The sequence below is a fragment of the Peribacillus huizhouensis genome, assembly GCF_014138605.1.
Taxonomy (GTDB): domain Bacteria; phylum Bacillota; class Bacilli; order Bacillales; family DSM-1321; genus Peribacillus; species Peribacillus huizhouensis.
In genome coordinates this window covers 1-21963 of sequence record NZ_JACJHX010000018.1, presented here as the reverse complement: position 1 = coordinate 21963, position 21963 = coordinate 1, and the positions used below count along the sequence as shown (strand labels likewise).

The following is a 21963-nucleotide window of genomic DNA, read 5'->3' as shown; positions in this document are numbered from 1 at the left end:
GTCACTAGAATAAAAGGACTGGTTCCAAAGAAAAGAAAAACATTGAATTCGATAGCTCAAATGCCGTAACTGTAACGATCCCCGAAAGTTCACCCTGTTAGGATGTATAAAACAATGAAACGAACGGAGTCATTTTTGCCCACAAAAATAACCCATACTAAATTGTATGGTATATAAGCCATTCTAGAATCTGGATTTATTATGTGAAACATCCAAAAGATTTTGCTGCCATTTAATACGGGTTAAAGTGAATATTGCAAAACCAAAAAAGTCAAAAGACCCCACATCTACTATAAATCGTTTAAATCACGCGTAAGTGACACGATAAACGATGTATAGAGTGTGAGGTCTTTACCCTATTGGGATAACCTTTGTTTACGAATTAGACAATGATTAGGTCGTCATGCGAATAATCTAGATTGGCAATTCCTTTTTCTAGTTTCCCTATCAATCTAATTGAGCTGAGTAAGGATTAATTTTTTTTCTTAACAAACTGATAACATATCCTAATACTCCGCCGATAATAGCAGTACTGATCCAGCCAAGTCCTACTTCATAGCCTGGTAGAATAGCAGTAAATAGCTCATTAATTACTTTAATTTCCACTCCTGCAGCTTTTAATCCATCGAATAAACTAATAATAAAAGTCATTAGCATCGTGCCTAAATAAACTTCTTGTCTTCCTTTAAAGAATGAATGTAAGAAAGTTAAAAAGATTAACGCGATTGCTAATGGATAAATCGCTGAAAGAACAGGAACAGATATACTAATTAACTTCATTAAACCAACATTAGCAAAAATCGTACTAAAAATAGACAATACAACGGCGAACATTTTGTAAGAAATGTTTGGAAATAACTTATGGAAGTAAGATGAACATGCCGTAATAAGTCCGATACTCGTTGTTAAACATGCTCCTAATACGATTATTCCTAGTATTGGACCTCCGAATGATCCGAAGTAGTGAGTAGAAACAGCTGTCAGAACGGCTCCACCATTTTCTAAATGTCCAATCCCATCTACACTTGATGCCCCAATATACGTAAGAGAAGTATAAATAATAGCCAAAAGCGCTGAAGCAATTAATGCAGCTTGTGTACAAACGATCATCGTTTGCTTCTTAGATGTTACACCTTTTTCCTTAATAGCATTAATAATAATGATACCAAAAACAAACGCCGCAAGAGTGTCCATTGTTAAATATCCCTCTTGGAAACCTTTAAAGAATGCATGCTCTGTATAAGCTTCGATTGGAGCTTGGAATTCTCCAATCGGATTAGCGATTCCAAAAATAATTAAGATTGCAATAACAATTAATAAAATAGGTGTCAAGATTTTTCCTACTATATCGACAATTTTCGACGAATTGAGTGAAAAAAAACAAGTTATCCCAAAGAATAAAATTGTAAAAATCAGTAATGGTAAAAAGCCAACATTTTCAGGTAAGTAAGGTTTCAAGGCGATTTCGTATGAAACACTACCCGTTCTTGGTATCGCGAATAATGGACCAATGGATAAGTAAAGAGCCATCGTGAAAACAAGTCCGAAAATTGGATGTACCCGACTCGCTAATGATTGTAAATCACTTTTACCCGATATCCCAAATGCCAGAACGCCTAGTAACGGAAGGCCGACTCCTGTTACGACAAACCCAGCATTAGCTGACCAAAAATTCACACCCGATGATTGACCGAGCATGACAGGGAAAATAAGATTCCCAGCCCCAAAGAATAAAGCAAATAACATAAATCCTACAGCCACTAAAAATGAAAATGATATTTTATTAGTCATATTAAACTCCCTTCGTAGCAAGTAAATTATTTTTTTAATATACGAAAGATACCACACAAATTATACTTACGCAATATATTTCAAAGAATTTGCAATTTTCAGTTCTTTGGTAATGCATTGAATTTAGCTATTCTTTTTTATATACTACAATCATGTATATCCTGGATTCAAAATTAGCTATAATTCACGAGTCAACTTCAACATTATTCCATTATCATATTATCAACAATATTAAAAGGTGGTCATACGATGCCCATACCTACTAATTTCTCAATAAAACCTCGTGTATCTGCAAAAAAGCGTGCATTTAATCAAATACAGGAATGGATTATTGATGGTACTTTAATTCCAGGAGAAAAACTGAATGATGCCGACCTTGCACAAGCATTAGGTGTAAGTAGAACTCCTATTAGGGAAGCTTTGCAATTGCTAACCGTCCAAGGTTTCGTCGAAATGTATCCCGGAGTCGGCACGCAAGTCACCGCCTTAAAAAAAGAAGATGTTTCAAAAATTTTGCCTCCATTAGCAGTGTTACAAGCTTTGGCAGCAGAACTTGCAACATCTGTCATCAATCAAGAAACGATTCATTTGCTACGTGATATAAATACAAGATTTGCTCAGTCTATTAAAAATGGCGACTCTGACAATGCCTTAAAGTTGGATGAACAATTCCACAATATCATTGTAGAAAACGCGCACAATGAGTATATTTCAAGTTTAGTTTCCACGCTTCAGTCACATGTTTTTCGACTTTATTATCATTCATCGATTATTTTTACGAAACGTTCAATCGAAGAACATGAAGCAATTTTGAGTGCTTTTGAAGAGAAAAATAAAGTAGAAGCTGCTCGACTGGCGCGAGTCAATTGGCTTCATCCGGTTGAGTTTTTCTATTCAGAGCATAAAGATCAGACAAACAAATAAACCTAGCAATCCTTCTCATTTATTGATTAAATATCTGCAAAAATCGTCAAAAACCAGTTATCCACAAGGGAAACTGGTTTTTGACTGTTCTAACCATATTAGCGAGTTATTCGCTCAATAAAGTCATTTAATTTATCTAATGTGATGATATTCTGATTACATTTCTGACTATTTTCACATATATAGTTCCCTCTTTTAATAAATGTGCCAATTGCTAATCCTTTTGCTTCCGAAAGAAACATTCCTATTTCTTCGTGATGATTACACAGTGAACAAATTCCTTTTTTATTTATACTTTTAAATGTACCTTGTAAGCCAACCAGTTTATGATCGCGAAGAGCTACGATGTATTTTTTATTAGACCCCTTATCATTCCATCCTAAATATGAAATCTCTCTTAGATCCATGCTCTCGAGTACTGGTACTTTTAACTTCTTTGCTTTTGGAAATAATTTTTTAATCGTTTTGTCTGTTACTTCTATAAATGGAATGACAAATGGTTTTACTTGTGATAGAAACTCTTCAGCTTTATCGTTATCTTCTATAGTACTGATCGGATCTAGTACCTGTCTTTGCTCTTCACTTAAGTCTCTAAACAAATGTAACACTTTTTCTTTAACGATTGACTTTAATGCAAGAAGTACATCATTGTCATTAACAGTCGCGTGGCCATTAATTAAAATCTGTAATTGCGCTTTAATGAAATTATACTGATCACTTTTAATAAAGGGTTCCATTTTCACCACTCCAGTTACTCTATTATATTACAGGCAAATCTGCCACGAAGCCGTCATATTAGAGAGCCTATTTCATTCTATTCATTTATAACCTTAAATTGCACACCCAACATAACAGCTAATTCCCCTTTTTACTTTAAAAGTTCAGCTTACTTTTTTCAATGTAGAAAATTACTAAGTAGCTAGCTTACCAGATAAAAGATGTCCCCCATTTTTGATAGGTCGTTTCTGGTTTAGGTATATAAATGGATTCTCTTTGAACATACTTTTGAATTTCTAAAATCAGCTTTTCAGGCAAAATAGTGGTCGCATCTACATATTTCATATCTGCCAGCTCCTTATTTTTTGTATGAATGAAAATAAGGTGCAAAGCCAACTATTAGAAATGATATGAACTAAACTTGGCGATGTTAGATAAGCGTTCACACCATACAAAGTATCGCCTTTCCATAGTAGGCTTTGCATGAGACGCTGCAGATTTTGGCAACCAAGTTCCGTTTACCATTCCACATCATGTCCTTAAACGTTCTTAAGTGATATAAAATCCCCATAACCCATGCTTTCACTGGATTTCACCAAAATATCCAAATTGGTAAATTATGATATTTCAAGTTTACCATATGCTTCTTTTGTCGGGAACAAACAACTATTACTATCATTTCACCTGAGTTTCGTAACCATATTTCTTTGCCTGATCATGTCTAGGGACTTGAAAGAAACTCAAATGTTTGAAGTAATAAGGCCTCACCATTCCCACTCCTTACCCATTTTTTTAAAAAATAATGTAGCAAATCTGATGGAATGAGATATTTGAATGACGGGCAAAAGGTTGGGGCTTTTATCAATAGGTTACGTTAACGCTCCTTTTTGATTTTGGCACTATATTGATTGGAGCGGTAGGCGTGAAACTCCTGCGGAAAGCAAGCGGCTGAAACGGGAATCAACAGGAAAGTTTAATAGAGCCTTTCAATAAAAAATTGTTTCTCGTGGAACAATTTTTTATTGTATGTAAATTTTCAGCTTCGGTCACCCTACATATTTTTATACATTTATAACCAACAGGTAGTTATTGATAACTGTTATGTACTTCTTTCATGTATAATTCAAATATCACAATACAGACACTAGAGCGAATTTACACTTAATAAGGAGGAATGAATTTGTCTTGGGTTTATTTATGCCTAGCCATCTTTCTTGAAGTAGCAGGCACAATCAGTATGAAATTGTCTGAAGGATTCACTAAATTAACGCCAAGTATATTATTAGCTTTCTTTTACATTGGTAGTCTTAGTTTTTTAACGTTAGCACTAAAGACCATTGAAGTGTCAGTCGCATATGCAATTTGGTCTGGTATTGGTATCTTGATTATCACCTTCATCGGCGTATTTTTCTTTAATGAAAGCTTTAGTCTGCTAAAGGTTGTTTCAATACTTCTTATTATTATTGGTGTTATAACTTTAAACTTTACAGTAAGTCATGATTCATCCAAAGATAGGCAGATAACAGAAAAGCAAAAATGAATTGCCCCATACATAATAAAAGAATATGGAAGTATTTATATACAGGTAATTCCATATTTAGGTCTTTTAAAAAAATAAATGTCCATTAAAAACTAGCTTAATGGACATTCCTATTATCAATTATTTAGATGTTATGTGGTGACTATAATGAGAAACGAGGTTTTTATAGTGGAAGTGTTCAATAACACGCCTATTAGTATAGAAACTATTTCGGCTTGTTGCTTTTAAACTTTTTTAACAAATTCAGATTTTAATTTCATTTCTCCAAAACCATCAATTTTGCAATCAATATCATGATCCCCATCAACTAAACGTATATTTTTTACTTTTGTTCCTATTTTTACAACCAATGAACTTCCTTTTACTTTAAGATCTTTGATTACTGTTACAGTGTCACCATCATTTAAGACGTTGCCATTTGCATCTTTAATTATCTTTTCATCTTCACTGTTATCAGTTTCTACTTCTAAAGTCCACTCATGACTACATTCAGGACAAACAAAAAGACTTCCATCTTCGTACGTGTATTCAGAATTACATTTTGGGCAATTTGGTAAATCAAACATTATTTCATTTCCTCCATTCGTGAATTGTTCCTTCTAATAGATAGGAATTATTTTCATTTCCTTTTTACACCTTCGTAAGAAAAGCAATTACGAACTTTTAATTATAGGCTAATAGACGTAACTTAAACAACTCTATGCTTTAAAAGGTATTACTTTTTGTAAATATAAATTCCCCTATAATAGGATGATACGGGTGCTCGCCGCCTAGTTCTTCAGCTAATCATATAATGTCTCCTCTATCTCGGCTCTCTTATGTTTAGGAGTCCATACGTTAAACCTGTTTGTCCGATAATTCCTTCCCTACCTTTTATTTCGATTTTCCATACAATGCCTCGTTTTTTCTTTGTAGTTCATTGCACTCAACAAATTGTTTTGCATGTTCTATGCTTGTTATAGTATCCTGACCATAACAGCTTGTCACATCGTTATTAGAAAAGCAATTGAAGATGCCTAAAGCAACTTTATATGTAGAAATTAGAAAGTAACGCGAGAACAACATAGAATAGTTGTTACACGTTTTGAATGTCTCCATTACATCCTTTACTATAATGCGTGATAATACATTTATTACTGTGTGCCAACCACCACCAACTTGTATCGTTTGACCTGTTGTAAAGTTTGATTGATCTATTTCTGCCTATTTTGCATAATCAGTGTTATCGGTATTGAAACATAAGAAATCCTTTTTAAAATTAGAAATCCTACATCTGGAATAAAGGGCTTGTACTATTTTTACCCTTTAGAAAGAGGGTAATTCTAATCAGCAGGTTATTAAGGAGCCCAAGTAGGATTCTCTCTAAGTTTGTAGATGAGCTCCCCATTTCCCCTATTTTAAAACCTCGATGGAAAGATCAGTTTTATACTTATTATGAAGTAAATATGACGGAATTTAAGCAATCACTACATAGTGAATTAAATGATACAACTGTATGGGGCTATGAAAGCAGCTATCCAGGACCTACAATTGAAGTAGAGATCGGAGAATCTGTAAAAAGTCATTATACTTTTCGATATTATCTTTGAAGAATCTATATTGTACAAAGAATTCAAAAAAGGTGTAGCTTTGGAATAAAGTTTAATGAAAAATATATTGAAAACGCTAATTCTATATAGAATTGAAAAAACGCATTTTGAACAAAATTTTATCAAAATGCGTTTTTACCATTTGTTAAAAAGATTCATTTTCACAAAAAAGATTGATTAGTCAACGTCGTTTTTTCCTCTTATAAATAACATGTTTTATGACTCCCTCTACAAATGAAACAACGAAATACATTCCAAACAATGACACAATGAAACCGAGAAAGAAGCAAATGGTGACAAAGTATATTTTAGACATAATCCATATCGATCATTCCGTTGTTGAAGTCAGCAACACATTTAATAATCTTTCCAATTGCTCTCGGTTCACAAACCTTTTTAATTGCCAACTTTGCCATTCCGTCATAAACGTCCAGAGCCCTAACCCTTGAAACGTCTTGAATGGTTGTTGACGTTTCAATGAAATCCGTAAGCTCTGGAGGAGAAATTAACCTCATTCCATCCTCGTCCTTGTCCTCTTTTTGCTTCTCTCTCTGACTTTGTTTCAGTAGGAGAAAATGTAAACATCGCCCCCGTTATCATAGTAGTGATTTTCGAATCGTTCATTGACATTTCGTAAAGGATGTAGATTTGTTACATTTCTAGAATAGTTGCTATAAAAATCATACACGCTCTTTGATGTTTGGATAACCGAATCATTCAATTAAGGACCATACTATCACTCAGGTGTAGATAACTAAAACGTCACATTTAGCTGAACGTACGATTGCTTCAGATACAGAACCAATTAAGAAACGTTCAACAGCATTCAGCCCCGTAGCACCACAGATAATTAAATCCGCCTCGACTAAGCTAGCAAGCTCTTTCGTGATGATCGTTCTTGGAGAACCGTGTTCGATTACTACTTTTACGTTTTCAACATCTTCAGCCTCAGCTTGTGCCTTGTAGCCATTTAAAAGTTCCTCTGATCGATGCTGTGCACTTTCAACACTTGCACGTTCATAAGTCTCGAATGACCGAGTATCGACAACATTTACGATGTTTAATATGGAACCTTTGTTACGCTTTGCAACATCGATTGATTTGCGAAATGCGTATTCAGCTTCTTTTGAACCGTCTACAGCTACTACAATACTTTTATAATGATTTACCATATGTCATAATCTCCTTCTAACATGATTTGAGCTCTATTCAATGGGAATTCTACACCTTGTATAAAGGATCCGTTGTATTCATGTAAGATTTTGTCTTTAGATTAATGCTGGGGCTTTTTTAGGAAGAAAGACAGTACAACATTAATCACAGCTAATATTAAACCGATTGTAAAAACTAGTGATGATCCCACAGCCGCTGCTTGTGGCAAGTCATTCGCAGTTGTTGCTAAGTAACTCCCCTGTTTTGCTGAGAAAACCGATACCAATACTGCAATACCAATAGCGCCAGCTACTTGTTGGATTGTTTGAGTGATCGCAATTCCATCTGGATAGTATCGTTTAGGAAGCGAATTTAGCGTGTTTGTTTGAACTGAAGCAAGCACTGCCCCTATACCTAACATCATAACAATATGGGTTACCACAATCATCCATATATCCGTTTCTGTACTAAATTGTGAATATAATACATAACCAATTGCTACTAAAATCGTTCCAGGTGTAATCACTGCTTTCGGGCCATATTTGTCAAATAATTTACCAATGGATGGAGCTAATATACAGTTAAGTAAGCTACCTGGTAGAAGGATAAGACCTGTTGTAAAAGCAGCCATTAATAAAGCCATTTGCATATACATTGGTAAAATGACCAGCATTGACATCATATTAAAAAACGTAATAAAACTCATTATGACGCCAAGAACAAAGAGTGGAGTTTTAAATGCCCTTAGATTCATCGTAAGAGTCTCCATTTTTCTTTGGCGAATCGCAAAAAGAATGAGTGCTATCAATCCAATGATAATTGTTCCTAAAACCGTTGCACTTGTCCAACCGTGAACACCAGATACACTAAATCCGTATACAATACCACCGAATGCAATCGTCGAAAGTATAACAGATAGTGTGTCAATCGAAACCTTACGTACTTCATTCACATTCGTTAAATATATTTGTCCGAAAATAAGTGAAAACAGTAAGAAAGGTACTGTAACCCAGAAAATCCAATGCCATGTTAATGTATCTAAAATAAGTCCTGCTACTGTTGGACCTAGTGCTGGGCCAGCTAGCATAACTAATCCCATGAGCCCCATAGCGCCACCACGTTTATTTGGAGGGAAGATGGTAAAAATAACATTCTGCGTTAAAGGTAAAGTAATGGCTAATCCTGCTGCCTGGATAATACGTGCCACCAATAAAACACTAAATGTTGGTGCTACTGCTGCTAAAATCGCACCGATAAGGGCTAACAATATAGCAGTCATAAACATTTGTCTTGTTGTAAATTTTTGCATCAAAATACCTGTTACTGGTATTAAAATACCTAATGTTAAGAAATAACCTGTTGCTAGCCACTGAATCGTTGTGGGATCGGCACTGAATATTTTACTTAATTCTGTAAAGGCAATGTTTAATGCCGTTTCACTAAAAAGTCCAACAAACCCTGCCACTAAAAGAGCAGCCATGATCGGGCCTGTTTTGATCTGTTGTTGCGTTGTCGGAACTGTTTTGGCTTGTGTATTCACTTATTAAAACTCCTTTAATAAATTTGGTAATCCCTGAGAAATAATTTTTAGTGGTTCACTTGTTTTATTGGTTAAACAAAGCATGATTCCACCCTCGATAGAAGCCGTCATCATTAAAGCAATTGAATTAGCCGTTTCTATCGAAAACCCATCCGCTACTAATTTGTTCGAATAAATCCCTTGAATCTTTGTGTAAAGGTCCGAACAAGCATTTAGGACTGGTTCACTTAGTGCCGCCGCTAACGATGCTGCTAAATGTATAACTAGTAATCGTACCTTCTCGCTCAAAGTTGGCTACTAATTTCTCAATCATCTTCTTTGTGGCTTCTTGAGTGGTTAGATATCGGTTGAAAATTACCTCGGTATCTGTAGTAATCGCTTCATCTATGTTCTTCAAGCGATGAGTAATTCTTCTTTTCCATTCGGAAAATGATGATAGTGCGCACCTTTTGTAATAGTACAGGCTTTTAAGATTTCGTTTACTCCTACACCTATATATCCTTTCTGCTGAAAAAGATTTGTCGCGATTTTGATTATCAGCGATTTTGTATCCATTTCCGTAGCACACCCCCACATACCAACCGGTCTGTTTAATATATCAAAAATTTTTTATTAACGTCAACTAAATTGACAATATTTTTTCACTGAGCTATTATCAACTTAGTTGACAATAAACAGTAGGAGGAACAAATGTTCAATATTGGAGATTTAATCATCTATTCCGCACATGGCATTTGTAAAATTGATGATATTTGTGAAAAAACAGTTTCAGGTATTACAAGACCTTATTACGTATTACATCCTATAGAGAATAATCATCAATTAACAATAAGTACCCCTATTAATAATGATAAGGTAGTCATGCTTGAACTAATCCATCAAGAGGACGCCGATGAAATACTTGAATCTTTTAAAAACACTGGGATAAAATGGATTGACAAACCTAACATTCGTCACGATATATATTTCGATCTAGTAAATACAGGTGATCGAAAAGAAATTGCTAAAGTTGTAAATACGCTGATGCGAAAAAAAATTGAGGTTGAACTTGAGGAAAGAAAATTTTATGAACAAGATCGTAAACTTTTGGACACTACACAAAATATACTATTTAAAGAATTAGCTATTTCATTGAACACTACTTTTGAAGAAATAAGTGTAAAGGTAATAAGGTTGATAAAGGGAATTAAATAGGAAGAATCTTTTATTCTTTAAAATAGAATGGCCCTATTGAAATGAAATATTCTATAGGACCATTGTTTTCTATTCTATTTAACTTCCACTTTGATATAATCCAGCTCTAAAAAAGTCTACTGTTCTAAAGAACATACATCCATATTTTTGACGAATACAGCATTTATCTTCCTCTGTTAAATTCCCCAATCTAACTTTAATAGATCTTTAAGAATAGTTACTTGCTCACTACCTATTTTTTCTGCAATTTTATTTTCAAGCTGGGCTTTAAGGGCGGCGTTTTTTTCGTAGCACTCTTCTCCTAATGCCGTTAACTGGATACACTTCTCTTTCTTGTTGTTTTCCAGATTTAGGATTTCAACTAATCCTTTTGCAGAAAGATTTTTGATAAACTTATGTATCGCCTGGCGAGAAATTTCTACATTTTTTGTAACATACGAAATGGTCGGTCGCTTTTTATAAACCCTAGCCATGATATACCATTCAGAATTTGAAATATAAATCTCACTTTTATCATTCCAGGCTTTCTCTGAAATTCTTCGGACCAAACTATGACGCTCACTTAATAAATCTATAAGATCTAAATTTTGTAATTCAGAGTTTGAAGTCAAACGATTCACTCCAATCATAATCTTCGCCACTTACTATACGAAATCCGCTATTGGATGTCAATTTGGTTGACTTCTAATAGCTTATAAAAGGCCTATGAATGGGGTAATTCTCGTAAGAAATATTGGAGAATAGCCAAAAGTCCAATTCTCCAAAGAACCCTCACAAATTCCTACTGGAAGATACAAGGGTTGAAAAGTCCTTGTGTGAGATATTCACAACTACGTCAGACATAAATGGAACCGCCGCATACGTAACCGTACATACGGTGGTGTGAGAGGTCGGGAGTATATCACTCCCCCCTACTCGATTTGTTAGAAATCCTTTGATTCATAATACTCTGATTCACATTCTTCGAAATCCTCAAATTCATCATCAACTACGATAGTGTGAGGATTATCTTGAATGAATCTAACAACATTTAGTGGACCTATTCGGGGTTCAGTTCATCCTTAATAATCCATATGTTTATTTCCGCCAAAAAGTTGAACAGTCTGCCTTATCCAAAATATTAAACTCGATCATTTTTTCAAGTAATGAGAAATCAACCGGACTATCCCATGGGATACGTACCAACTGCTTGGTATGATCATAGCCAGCCTGCACAATTTCATCAGAAAAATGATTAATTCCTGCACTTTCAGGGGCAACAGCCAAATGTTTTTTAGCTATGCTAAAACCAATAATAAATGTGCCATGATCGGTAAACATAGGCTGATTCCACGCAATTTTGGGCTTTAAATTTGGAAATTGCCTAGTTACCCAAGCCAAAACTTCTTCCGTTCGGTCCCGATGTTGTATGTCATCAATCTGAGCTACGTATTCTGCCAAAACTTCCATGTCGTTCTCTCCTCAAATAAAATTTATTTTTATACGATGTAATTTTTCATGCCATTACACCATTCGCAACCTCATCCGTATCATCATCAATATGAATTAAATCGCCATCTTCACATTTTCTAAATTTAATGCCTTATGGCTTTCTTTCAACAGTCCGCCATAGGATATCAATTGTTTATAAGCCAGCGCCTTATCCAAGTCTTTAACCATTTGAATATTTTCTGGTGTCACTCAGTTACCTCGAATGACATCCGTATCTTTGACAGGATACTTAGACACCTTAAAAATTTCCTTTTGTTCAGCAATAGTTTTTTACTTCTTCTTCAATTTCGATAAAGTCCGCAGACCATTATTTAGGTTTAACTTTTTCTATATGCACAATCGGTTTGATCGGTGATATTGAACGACTTTATTGTCACTGCACACCATTTCCTATTCCTCGGCCTTCTTTAATCCTCTTATCAACTTTAGATGTTCTCATTCTTTTAGACATAAAAAACACCCCTTTAGATAATCATATCCAACGGGGTGTATCCGTGCAACTGTTGTACAAACGGTATAACTTTATTTAACATCTACATCACTGTAATACAATAATAAAGTTGTCACCTAATAACTCTTTTAAACCAACTAAAATTAAGAGTATGTTTGAGCGGAAATTAAAAAAAGTTGTCACCTAATATTTCCTATACTAAATAATAAAGTTGTCACCAAATCATCACCTTATTTAATTTTTATTCAAAATTTGTTATTCCTTTTATTATTAGTCATAAATTCTTAAACTAAATATAAGCTTTCTTAGAAGTATTTTATAATCTTTGCGCATTTGCTATTGTAGTGTATATTCACTTTTAATTATATATGTTTACCATGTGCAAATTTAAAAGGGTCTCCTAATTTATTGGAAACCCTTTTAAATATTTATCTTGAAATTGTCTTTATAACTTCAACAAAATTTAGAATATCTACATTAACTTCGTCGTTTATTAAATTTTCAATCAGTTTAGTAATAAATTCACTTTGCGATGGTGTACCCGACTTAATTAGATTTATCCTTATTTCTTTTAAAACCTCTTTCCCAGAGACTATATCATTAATATCTTGACTTTCAATATAATTCCTTGCCCTCTTCCTACACTCCCTTTTAGTTTCTTCACCTAATTCCTTAATACTTATACCATTATTTTTAGAGGCTTTAGCCTTTTCTTCCAATTCAAATGCTTTTGCATACTCATTAACAATAATATCTTCTTTTTGTTCTTCAAACGTTTTATCTATAATAGCTTGAACATCACCGGGTTCAATTATTTGTTCCTGTCGAAACTCCTTATTGATAACATTCGAAACCAATACAGGTTCAATAAAGTAGTTTTCAAGCTCCTTTTTTGACCAAGCCAGAACATCAAACCCTTTACTTCTTAATTTTTCCGCATCATTTGATTGTTGTTCTATAAATCTGTAATCCCTATCAAATATTGCAATCTTTTTAAAATCATTCATGTTATTTATATTAGTAAAAAATTTAAATAACTGATTTTTTAAAACGTTATCGCGACCACCTAAAGGTATGAATTTTATTAGGGAAAAATTTTCTAATTTATCAATTCCGAATTTGATACACAGTTCATTTAAACTTTTAACATCATCTTCTCCCTCTACTATAACTAATCGTTTACCTACATTTATTCCTATCAGTTCTTCTGTAGTCGCCCCTAATGTTTTTAACACATTTATGAATTGGTTAGTTTCTTTTACCTCTTCTAATTTACCGAAATTATTGAAGCTAACTACTTGGGTGGGCTTGACATTATTGATTATGTCCTTTGAATGAGTAGCAATAACAAAATTAATTTTATGTGTATTAGATAAATCATTAAGTAATTGAATAATCTTAATTTGTAAACCTGAATGCAAGTGTGCATCTGGTTCATCTAAAAGAATTATTGAAGGTTGCCCTAAAAGTACCTGAGCCAAAACTTGTATAAATTGAAGAGTCCCCATCCCCAAAGTTGCAACTCCTAATTTCTTGGTATTTCGCCCTTCAATCCCTTCAATGGTATAGGTGGCATTAATAAATTCATCTTTTTTTTCATCAAATTCAACATTTAGACCCTTTATGCCAAAAATATCCTCGACCATTTCAGATAACTTCTTAAAACTCTTGGGTTTACTAGATTTTAAATCAAATAATATATTTCTAAACAACTGATTGTAGTTTCCGCTTTTTAACAAGCTGTTATATCTAGCTTGAGATTTTCTTTCTTCATCTGATACAACTGTAAAAAAACTTGGAATTAGAGTTATTGACTTATTTATAAAAGATACCACATCATTTTTAGTAATATTTTCTGAGCAGTCTGTTACCTTTACCGAAAAATATTCACCTATTAAAGAAGCTGAGATTGTAATAAATTTTTTCCCAAAATAAAGCGATACAATTTCATTTTTTTCAAATGGCTTTAGAACTTTAACATTAAATAAGGTTTTAAGGTCATCAAGTAAAAATTGGAATTCCTCTATTCTTATCCCTTTTCTTTTTGCAGTTTGTTCCTTATCTATATATCCATTTTCATTAAAAACTATTCTATCGCTATTATAAAGTTTTAATAAGCTTTGATACCCAAGCAAAATGCCTTGGATTAACGACGATTTCCCTGAATTATTTGGTCCAACTAAGACAATTAAATTTTTTTCGAAATTTACCGTTGCCTCATCAATTTTCTTGAAATTCTTTACAATTATTCTAGTTAGTTTCATGCGAGCCTCTCCACTTTCCCCAAGAAAATAATTCTCATTTTAACATATTTATACTTCTATTATATTATATGGATAAATTTATAACTAGCTTTTCTAAGTCTATTATCATAGATAATTCTTTACCGACAGTACATATATCTTTATAAAATATATAAGGATGAAATCTTTGCGATTTCATCCTTATATTAAACAACATTCTAGGCGATGACCTTCTATCTTTAATTTCTTCTATATTTACTTTTATATAATCAACAATTACGGGTTCAGTTTCTTATATGATTGGCTATGTTAAATTTTATTGTTGATTTGTTTCATCTATTTCTACTATACCTGAAAAGGTATCAAAGTCCATTTGCTTTAGAGCAGACAATACCTTGTGTCTTCAATAGAATAAGGTAACATAATGGATGTCAACTATAAGCTCTGCTGATTTACGAATGGAATAACCTTATAACATACATTTAATAAAATCTAACCATTTGTCTGACTTATGAGTACGGTAAAGAGGTGTTAGGGTTACATCTGTATAAGTTTTTCGGCAATCTTTACAACGATATCGTTGGCGTTCAACTTCTTTTGAACCGAGTTTTACCAGATACTTACCGAAGCGTACAACTTGCTTGGAACCGCAGTGAACACAAGTAAAACCATCTTTATTTTTATGTTCCTTTACTTCTTGGAAAACTGGTTCATTAGCTGAAAACGACGCAAGTGAATTGATAAAAAATTCCTTCAAACGATGTTGTTCTGCTGAATTCATTTTTTTAATTTCTGCTATTAATGCTTTTAGCATCACCACAAAACCTACAAACAAGCGTTCTTTTAATTATATTATAGAACATTCGTTTGTTTTTTCAAATATCAACAGAATTATTTAACATAGCCTATATAAAAAGCGAATTAAAAATTATAGAAATATTATGAGTATAACTTCTCCAATTCATTGTTAATAAAATTCTTCACTTTTCCGAAACGTTTTTACTACGAGAATAAATAAATCCACAATTACATTTAAATATTCCTATCGGCTTTTTATTTTCAGTGTAGTTAATTAATAATGTAATTTTTCTACAACTTTCAAATATATATTGTTCTCTTTTGTTGAATGGGTTAAGTTATTGACAGAGGTGGGGAAATATATGGAATTTAACGATCAAATTTGGGAATGGTCATTAGTGCTTCCTAAATGGCAAAATGACTTAATAAGAAGGCTTTATCAAAAATCTACGCTCGAAAGTAAAGAATTAAAAGAAGTAATAGATAATATCCTTCACGAGAATGGCTTTTCTGAAAGAATTTTAAATATCATTCCTTTAGAAAAAGGTCATATCCCAAATAAACATTTGAAAGATACAATTAAGATTACAGCAATAAAAAATTTCAAAAACATTGCAGCCATCGAACCAGAGTATGGGCTTGAATTTTCTCCAGATGGATTAACAGTTGTTTATGGTGAAAATTCTGCTGGTAAATCTAGTTATGCTAAGGTGCTAAAACAGGCTTGTCGAGCAGTTGATGCTAAAACAAAAATTCATCCGAATATCTATAATTCAAGCCAACCAATAAGCACAGCAGACATATATGTTCAGCAAAATGGAATAGAGACCATTATTAATAGAAGTGTAAATACTGCACCTGAACAGCAGTTAACCTCGGTTAGTATTTTTGATACAGATTGTGCAAAGGTTTATGCAGAATCTGAAAACGAGGTTGTATTTATTCCAACTGAATTTAAAATCTTTGATAATCTTGCTACACATCAAACGGAAATAAAACAAAGTTTATTACAATTAAAAGAAAATCTTATGAAAACTCTGCCTACGTTTCATGAGTTATCCAGTTCTTCTAAGGTCAAAATGTTTGTTGAATCTATTTCTTACAAAACTGAAGAAAAAGACATACAGCAAAATTGTATTTTTACAAAGGAGGATCAGGTACGGCTTGAACAGATTTCAAAAGATTTAAAGGTACTTATAAATTCAAATCCGCTTAAATTGACTCAAGAACTTCAAAGGAACATAAATGATATTACAAATTTAAAAAATAATCTCCAGTATATTCGTAAAGAAATATCTTTTGAAAAGGTTAAAGAATTTGTCACATTACATCAGCAATATCTTGATTCAAAAGCAACGCTGGCAGCTTTAACTCACGAAGCATTTGAAGAACAACCTTTAGATGGTGTCGGTAGTGATCCTTGGAAAAATCTCTGGTATTCCGCAAAGCAATATAATGAAATTGCTTATCCTGAACATTCCTTTCCATACGTCGAGAATGACGCAAAATGTTTGTTGTGTCACCAAGACTTAAAAGATGAATCTCGAATACGATTAACGCGTTTTGAGGAATTTATTAATGACAGTATCAGTCAAAAGACAGCTCAACTAGATGCACATAGACAGTTTTGGCTATCTAAATTAAAATCTCTACCATTTACAAAAGTAACGGACTCCTCTGTTCGTACTTTCTTAAATAATGATTCACCTGAATTGGATATGAAAGTTGAATTATTTATTCAATCTGCGATGAAAGTTAGTACCGTCTTACAGAATGCGGAGAGTGATATAAGCCTATCGCTGGAAGATATACCAGGAATAGAATTACTTCCTTTAAAACAAATAGAAGAATGGTTAGAGTCAAAAAGCATTGAGATGGAGCATTTTAAAACACTAGTCCAACAAGACAATTCGACAGATTTACAGGCTGAGCAAAACGAGTTAGTTTCGAAAGAAAAGGTCTTTAAAAGAATGGAAGATGTTTATCGACTAGCAAAAATACGACACCAAGTAGATAATATTGATAAAGCTATAAAATCCCTAGATACAACAAAGCTAACAAGAAAATATAATGAATTATCTAGCTCATTATTAACTGATAAATTTCAAAGCGAAATTGAAAAAGAACTAAAGCTACTTAGAAGGGAACACATTCTGTTCAAGTTAAACAGCAGAGGAGTTAAAGGAAAAACCACAATCAAACTCGCTTTAGATTCAAGTTCAAAAATTAATATCAATGAAATACTAAGTGAAGGTGAACAAAAAGCATTATCAATAGCATTTTTTCTTGCTGAAATTTCCTCTATAACCTCAAAGGGAGGAATCATACTTGATGACCCCGTGTCTTCTCTAGACCATAGCAGGAGAGATTATGTAGCACAGCGATTAATACAAGAAGCCAAAAAGCGACAAGTAATTATTTTTACACACGACATCGTGTTTCTTCATACTCTCCAAAAACATGCAAAATTACAAAAGGTTAATGAATCGTATTGTTCTGTTAGGAGAAATGGGAAGAGGGCAGGAATTGCAAAAACTGAAATGCCATGGATAACCTTGTCAACTAGCAAAAGAATTAAATACTTGAAAAATGAATTGCCAAAGTTAAAAAAACAAGAGAGCCAACTAGATCCTGATATTTATTTTCCAAATGTAAAAACGTGGTATATGTTGTTAAGAGAATCTTGGGAAAGAGCGGTAGAGGAATTGCTATTAAACGGTGTCATTGAACGTTTTGATGCAAGTGTACAAACACAAAGACTTAGTAAGATTAAATTCACCGATGAATTAGTTCAGCTTGTAACAGAAGGTATGACAAAAACCTCCACTTTTGTACATGATGAGTCTCATGCCATCGGTCGAATAATACCAAGTAATGAAGAAATGATTGAAGATCTTAAAAAATTAGAACAGTTCAGCAGATTGTTTAAATAGCAGGCTTTGTTTAACGATAATATTAATATTTAAACACAATAAAAGGACCAGTGTTTCGGTCCTTTTGTAATTTTGCCAGTTCTGATTTAATAATTTCCTTTGTTTAACTCAAGCACCCGTTAGTTGAAGAATCTTGTTACCAATTAAGCCTCAAAATAAACGCTTAGAAAAAGTCCAATTATGAATATCGAAACAAAAAAAGAAACCACAGAAATTAGAACTTTAACTGTTTTTGAAATATCGTTAAACCTAATAAATACATCACTAGCTAGTCCAAAATAAGACCCCATTATTATTATAATAATTATAGCCCTTGCAATATCTGAATTACTGAAGTCGCTAAACGGTTTACGAAAGTTATCCCCATAGAAAAAACATAATCCTATAATAGTGTGTATGAAAAAAAAATATAAGAAAAATCTTATGTACCTCAAAACTTAAAATCCTCCTTGTAACTTTTTAATTTACTGTTTCCTTCTTTAATTAAACTCCCTCAATAAACAAACACTTATCTCTTAAATACGCAGTTTTTCTCTATATTACTACCTAACTTATTTAACTATACAGATTTGATTAGAACGAAAAGAACACAATCAGACAGTTTACGAAGAAAATGAGCGCAAGAAACTAGCCAACCTTCGGTTAATTTCAAAAAGTTGGATAAATAGGTATGTACGCACCAATGGATGTCCACATATCTTATGGGGGTCTACCCTCCCAAATCTCACAGAGTCTACGCTCCTACATTCCTTCGTTCAACCTTTCCATAAGGTGGATGTCGGTCATGCTGCCCTACAGGATCTATGTCCTTACGTTAGTTTCGTTGCCAACTAATCCCATGCTGATTTTGTCTGTTGATCTGTCTATCTATTTGTCAAAAGTCAGTTTTATATTGATTAAGCTGCTATTGGTTCTTGAATAAATGCATGCATATGGGGGATATCCTTTAACATTTTCTCTTCCTGGAATACAAACTGTTTTTTCCCGATAGAAAAGAGAATGCGTATGAGCTTATTACATAAAGCAATTAAAGACTGCATCTTTTTCAACGGATTGTCAGGTCTCGTTGTGTAATAATGATGTAGGGCTTTAAAGGCTTTGTTCTTCGCTACTAGAATCATAGATGCCCGAAATAATAAAGCTCGTAATTTTTTACGACCACGTTTCGTTATTTTGGTCCTCCCTTTATGCTTACCTGATGTATTTTCTTTTAAGCTGAGTCCTGCCAGTTTGGTTATTTGACGAGGATGATAATATTCACTCAAATCGCCTACTTCAGCTAAGAAACCCGCCACTGTATCGCGTCCGATTCCTGTTATCTCTAACATTTGATCAACGCCTGGAATATCTTGAAGCAGTGTATCCAGAGTTTGGTCAAGCTCTTCGAACTTGGCTTGAATGAGTTCATACTTTTGAATTAACGCTCTCAATTCCATTTTAGCCATCATGGCGCCCTGACGAATGCCAATCGAGCGATTGGCTGCTTCTTAAGGCCTGAATCTTCTTTATCCCTATACTACGTTTCACTGCCTGCCTAAGATATTCTAGTAATTCTTCGTCTGTATATCTCACAAGTTCATCCGGTAATGCTTCAAGCTTTAATAAATGAAGAGCTGCCTTTCCTTCCCAACTTTTAAAAACGGTAAAGAACTCTGGAAAGTATCGATCAATCCAGTTGTGTACCTGTCCCTGCACAATTTGTAAGTCTACATTTAATAAATCGCGTAATTTCTTAGCCACACGCAGTTCCGCGAAAACCCCTTGTGGTATTGTTGGTTCGGCGTATCTACCATCTTTAACTAGTTGTGCAATGACTTTTGCGTCTTTAACATCATTTTTTGTTGGAGAGTTATCGTCTAACTCCTTACTATGCTTGACGTGTAAAGGGTTGACCGTTACGAATTTAATCTGTTCTTCCTTTAGAATATGAGCTAAATTAAGCCAATAATGACCTGTTGGCTCCATTCCAGTAATGACAGACTCCATTTCGCATGACTCTTTTATTTGATTAATCCAATTAATAAATGCGCTAAATCCTTCTTGGGTATTATCAAAAAAGCAAGTAGATCCTAGCTCCATTCCACGATAATCCTGTGCTCTAGCTACGTGATGATGTTTGGCAATATCAATACCAATTACTAAGGCTTTAGGTGTAATTTGAGCTATTTTATGATTTTGGTTATAATTCATAGTGAGACCTCCGAGTAGATGTTTTGTCCCTTTTAGCTGGCTAGCTCAGGACATATTCATCTTATCAAGAGGTCTTTTTTCGTTCAAATCTCATTTTCAGTTATTACAGGAATGCTGCCCCTTTATTTTAAGTACATTCTTTCACAATATTTATTCCTATCCATTATCATTTAAAACCATTTGCATCCAATGTCTCATTTCATAACTTTTTCATGAAATCCTTATTAATGAAAAAAGACCCAACCCAGAAATCGGATTGAGTCCTACTCGATCAAACTTTTATTCATAATTTCTGATTAACAAATTTTCAAGTGAGTTCCCGACTTTATTGTCATTTAACATCACTGTTCACCGACATTAATGTTGGTAACCAAAGAATCCTTTAATATCAAGGAATATGGACTTTTTATTAAATATTAATATTACATTAATGTTGGTAACAAGTAGTCAGACATGTTACCTACTCTCGTATTAGCGCCCGATTGTTAAAGATCTTAATTACTAAGTCTTGTTGAACTATCGCACCCCGTTAGTTTAAGTGTAACAATTCACAAACTCGATTAAAAAAGAGAATCCTCTCTTATTTTTTTGATTTTACAACTGGTTGCTTGCAATATCTATTAATCTATTTTCAATTGCTATGTCCCCAACCAATCCAAGAGGATTAGGGATTTTTTTAAATTCTTCTTCTTTTATTTTTTCGCAATCACTTATGGGCAGAAGGCTATTACCGACACTTCTATAAAATTTATCCATAAATTCAGCAGCATATTCCACCTTATTTAATTCATCAGAGCCCATTATCATTTTCTGATAGGAACCTACAAACGTCCAGCAATGATTATAAATCGAAGCTATTCCTGAATTAGCAATAAATGAGAAATTCCTTTTCTCTATATTTTTAATTATTTCTTCAAGGTTTATTGGCTGTTCGGTGAAAGATTCTATGTAACCGATGATTATATCATCATTTTTATCTAACCGTATATCGCCCGCTAAGACTACACCGTAAGCATATTTGTTAATTTGCTGAAGATAAATTTCGAAAATTTGTCCTGGGTATATTTCACGAAATTTTTTGGCAACCATTCATTTCTCCCTCACTTTTTCTCTTCCTTGATTTTATCCTTTTAATATTACTTGGTTGACTCATATTCTTACATCGATTTTTTTATTTCCCTTCCTAAGCTAGATTAAAAAACTTCTCTAATTTTATTTCAAGAAGAGTTTACATAATCACCCTTATAGGTACTGAAAAAGGATCTTCCGTTTGGTCTTATCCCCGTCAAGTAGACAATTAATAAAAAGGTTCACTTATTAGGCAGCCTTAGCTCTATATTCAGTAGGGCTGAGGTTATTTAATTTTTTTTGAAAACGTTTATTGTTATAAAACTTAATATAATTTTTTAC

General features: G+C 33.4%; 18 protein-coding genes and 5 pseudogenes. 6 read left to right on the top strand and 17 right to left on the bottom strand.

Translation table 11 applies throughout. The features are described 5' to 3' along the window. Positions 1–447: 447 nt before the first annotated feature. The gene (brnQ, locus tag HNP81_RS19680; protein ID WP_182503750.1) at positions 448–1791 is read right to left on the bottom strand and encodes a branched-chain amino acid transport system II carrier protein; all 1344 of its coding nucleotides are present in this window, start codon (positions 1789–1791) and stop codon (positions 448–450) included. Positions 1792–2040: 249 nt separating this feature from the next. Here brnQ and HNP81_RS19675 point away from each other — a divergent pair, with 249 nt between their 5' ends. Further along, the gene (locus tag HNP81_RS19675; protein ID WP_028392672.1) at positions 2041–2715 is read left to right on the top strand and encodes a GntR family transcriptional regulator; all 675 of its coding nucleotides are present in this window, start codon (positions 2041–2043) and stop codon (positions 2713–2715) included. 98 nt (positions 2716–2813) lie between these two features. On the opposite strand, the gene HNP81_RS19670 is transcribed toward HNP81_RS19675, so the two are convergent. Together HNP81_RS19670 and HNP81_RS19665 are read right to left on the bottom strand one after the other, a co-directional pair. After that, the gene (locus HNP81_RS19670; protein ID WP_182503749.1) at positions 2814–3452 is read right to left on the bottom strand and encodes a FusB/FusC family EF-G-binding protein; all 639 of its coding nucleotides are present in this window, start codon (positions 3450–3452) and stop codon (positions 2814–2816) included. Positions 3453–3657: 205 nt separating this feature from the next. Then, positions 3658–3777, bottom strand: a pseudogene (locus HNP81_RS19665) (hypothetical protein); the annotation flags it as partial. Between the two features lie 835 nt (positions 3778–4612). Here HNP81_RS19665 and HNP81_RS19660 point away from each other — a divergent pair. After that, positions 4613–4972 carry a DMT family transporter gene (locus HNP81_RS19660; protein WP_182503748.1) on the top strand — a complete coding sequence of 120 codons (360 nt, stop codon included), beginning with the start codon at positions 4613–4615 and terminating at the stop codon, positions 4970–4972. Between the two features lie 224 nt (positions 4973–5196). Here the strand turns inward: HNP81_RS19660 and HNP81_RS19655 are convergent, their stop codons facing one another. After that, positions 5197–5538: a zinc ribbon domain-containing protein YjdM gene (locus tag HNP81_RS19655; RefSeq protein ID WP_028392669.1), complete on the bottom strand. Its 342-nt coding sequence runs from the start codon at positions 5536–5538 to the stop codon at positions 5197–5199. 789 nt (positions 5539–6327) lie between these two features. Here HNP81_RS19655 and HNP81_RS24490 point away from each other — a divergent pair. Continuing rightward, positions 6328–6528 (top strand): annotated as a pseudogene (locus tag HNP81_RS24490) (multicopper oxidase family protein); the annotation flags it as partial. A 341-nt stretch (positions 6529–6869) separates the two neighbouring features. On the opposite strand, the gene HNP81_RS19645 reads toward HNP81_RS24490, so the two are convergent. From HNP81_RS19645 to HNP81_RS24065, 5 genes are all read right to left on the bottom strand, one after another. Further along, a complete protein-coding gene (locus tag HNP81_RS19645) occupies positions 6870–7076 on the bottom strand; it encodes a hypothetical protein (protein ID WP_028392668.1) in 207 nt (68 codons plus the stop codon). Positions 7077–7301: 225 nt separating this feature from the next. After that, a complete protein-coding gene (locus HNP81_RS19640; RefSeq protein WP_182503747.1) occupies positions 7302–7733 on the bottom strand; it encodes a universal stress protein in 432 nt (143 codons plus the stop codon). Between the two features lie 101 nt (positions 7734–7834). Beyond that, positions 7835–9193 (bottom strand): DHA2 family efflux MFS transporter permease subunit, encoded by a 1359-nt coding sequence (locus tag HNP81_RS19635; protein WP_182503773.1) that lies wholly within the window; start codon positions 9191–9193, stop codon positions 7835–7837. 63 nt (positions 9194–9256) lie between these two features. After that, the gene (locus HNP81_RS24070) at positions 9257–9541 is read right to left on the bottom strand and encodes an LmrA/YxaF family transcription factor (RefSeq protein WP_235179152.1); all 285 of its coding nucleotides are present in this window, start codon (positions 9539–9541) and stop codon (positions 9257–9259) included. 105 nt (positions 9542–9646) lie between these two features. Further along, positions 9647–9808 (bottom strand): TetR/AcrR family transcriptional regulator, encoded by a 162-nt coding sequence (locus HNP81_RS24065; protein ID WP_235179150.1) that lies wholly within the window; start codon positions 9806–9808, stop codon positions 9647–9649. A 135-nt stretch (positions 9809–9943) separates the two neighbouring features. Between HNP81_RS24065 and HNP81_RS19625 the strand changes: the two genes are divergently transcribed. Continuing rightward, entirely contained in the window at positions 9944–10447 is a 504-nt protein-coding gene (locus HNP81_RS19625) for a CarD family transcriptional regulator (RefSeq protein ID WP_028392665.1), read from the top strand. A gap of 176 nt (positions 10448–10623) precedes the next feature. Here the strand turns inward: HNP81_RS19625 and HNP81_RS19620 are convergent, their stop codons facing one another. After that, a complete protein-coding gene (locus HNP81_RS19620; protein ID WP_034301946.1) occupies positions 10624–11076 on the bottom strand; it encodes a MarR family winged helix-turn-helix transcriptional regulator in 453 nt (150 codons plus the stop codon). Between the two features lie 69 nt (positions 11077–11145). Here HNP81_RS19620 and HNP81_RS24060 point away from each other — a divergent pair. After that, a pseudogene (locus tag HNP81_RS24060) lies at positions 11146–11292 on the top strand (group II intron reverse transcriptase/maturase); the annotation flags it as partial. Positions 11293–11524: 232 nt separating this feature from the next. Here HNP81_RS24060 and HNP81_RS19615 read toward each other — a convergent pair. From HNP81_RS19615 to HNP81_RS19605, 4 genes and pseudogenes are all read right to left on the bottom strand, one after another. Beyond that, entirely contained in the window at positions 11525–11896 is a 372-nt protein-coding gene (locus HNP81_RS19615; protein ID WP_182503746.1) for an iron chaperone, read from the bottom strand. 96 nt (positions 11897–11992) lie between these two features. After that, positions 11993–12127 (bottom strand): hypothetical protein, encoded by a 135-nt coding sequence (locus HNP81_RS24380; protein ID WP_268745209.1) that lies wholly within the window; start codon positions 12125–12127, stop codon positions 11993–11995. A gap of 690 nt (positions 12128–12817) precedes the next feature. Then, a complete protein-coding gene (locus tag HNP81_RS19610) occupies positions 12818–14653 on the bottom strand; it encodes an ATP-dependent nuclease (RefSeq protein WP_182503745.1) in 1836 nt (611 codons plus the stop codon). 307 nt (positions 14654–14960) lie between these two features. Further along, a pseudogene (locus tag HNP81_RS19605) lies at positions 14961–15449 on the bottom strand (transposase); the annotation flags it as partial. A gap of 343 nt (positions 15450–15792) precedes the next feature. Here HNP81_RS19605 and HNP81_RS19600 point away from each other — a divergent pair. Further along, complete coding sequence (locus HNP81_RS19600; RefSeq protein ID WP_182503744.1) at positions 15793–18363, top strand: AAA family ATPase; 2571 nt, start codon at positions 15793–15795, stop codon at positions 18361–18363. Between the two features lie 896 nt (positions 18364–19259). On the opposite strand, the pseudogene HNP81_RS19595 reads toward HNP81_RS19600, so the two are convergent. From HNP81_RS19595 to HNP81_RS24775, 3 genes and pseudogenes are all read right to left on the bottom strand, one after another. Continuing rightward, positions 19260–20553 (bottom strand): annotated as a pseudogene (locus tag HNP81_RS19595) (IS110 family RNA-guided transposase). A 594-nt stretch (positions 20554–21147) separates the two neighbouring features. Then, on the bottom strand, positions 21148–21642 hold the full coding sequence (locus HNP81_RS19590) for a hypothetical protein (RefSeq protein WP_182503743.1): 495 nt from the start codon (positions 21640–21642) through the stop codon (positions 21148–21150). A 228-nt stretch (positions 21643–21870) separates the two neighbouring features. After that, positions 21871–21963: IS3 family transposase (locus HNP81_RS24775; protein ID WP_182503742.1), on the bottom strand; the 93-nt coding region annotated here is incomplete at its 5' end.

Coding starts and splice junctions, on each gene's coding strand:
- brnQ (WP_182503750.1), bottom strand. CDS start 1,791: ATGACTAATAAAATATCATTTTCATTTTTAGTGGCTGTAGGATTTATG.
- HNP81_RS19675 (WP_028392672.1), top strand. CDS start 2,041: ATGCCCATACCTACTAATTTCTCAATAAAACCTCGTGTATCTGCAAAA.
- HNP81_RS19670 (WP_182503749.1), bottom strand. CDS start 3,452: ATGGAACCCTTTATTAAAAGTGATCAGTATAATTTCATTAAAGCGCAA.
- HNP81_RS19655 (WP_028392669.1), bottom strand. CDS start 5,538: ATGTTTGATTTACCAAATTGCCCAAAATGTAATTCTGAATACACGTAC.
- HNP81_RS19645 (WP_028392668.1), bottom strand. CDS start 7,076: ATGAGGTTAATTTCTCCTCCAGAGCTTACGGATTTCATTGAAACGTCA.
- HNP81_RS19640 (WP_182503747.1), bottom strand. CDS start 7,733: ATGGTAAATCATTATAAAAGTATTGTAGTAGCTGTAGACGGTTCAAAA.
- HNP81_RS19635 (WP_182503773.1), bottom strand. CDS start 9,193: ATGGCTGCTCTTTTAGTGGCAGGGTTTGTTGGACTTTTTAGTGAAACG.
- HNP81_RS24065 (WP_235179150.1), bottom strand. CDS start 9,808: ATGGATACAAAATCGCTGATAATCAAAATCGCGACAAATCTTTTTCAG.
- HNP81_RS19625 (WP_028392665.1), top strand. CDS start 9,944: ATGTTCAATATTGGAGATTTAATCATCTATTCCGCACATGGCATTTGT.
- HNP81_RS19620 (WP_034301946.1), bottom strand. CDS start 11,076: ATGATTGGAGTGAATCGTTTGACTTCAAACTCTGAATTACAAAATTTA.
- HNP81_RS19615 (WP_182503746.1), bottom strand. CDS start 11,896: ATGGAAGTTTTGGCAGAATACGTAGCTCAGATTGATGACATACAACAT.
- HNP81_RS19610 (WP_182503745.1), bottom strand. CDS start 14,653: ATGAAACTAACTAGAATAATTGTAAAGAATTTCAAGAAAATTGATGAG.
- HNP81_RS19600 (WP_182503744.1), top strand. CDS start 15,793: ATGGAATTTAACGATCAAATTTGGGAATGGTCATTAGTGCTTCCTAAA.
- HNP81_RS19590 (WP_182503743.1), bottom strand. CDS start 21,642: ATGGTTGCCAAAAAATTTCGTGAAATATACCCAGGACAAATTTTCGAA.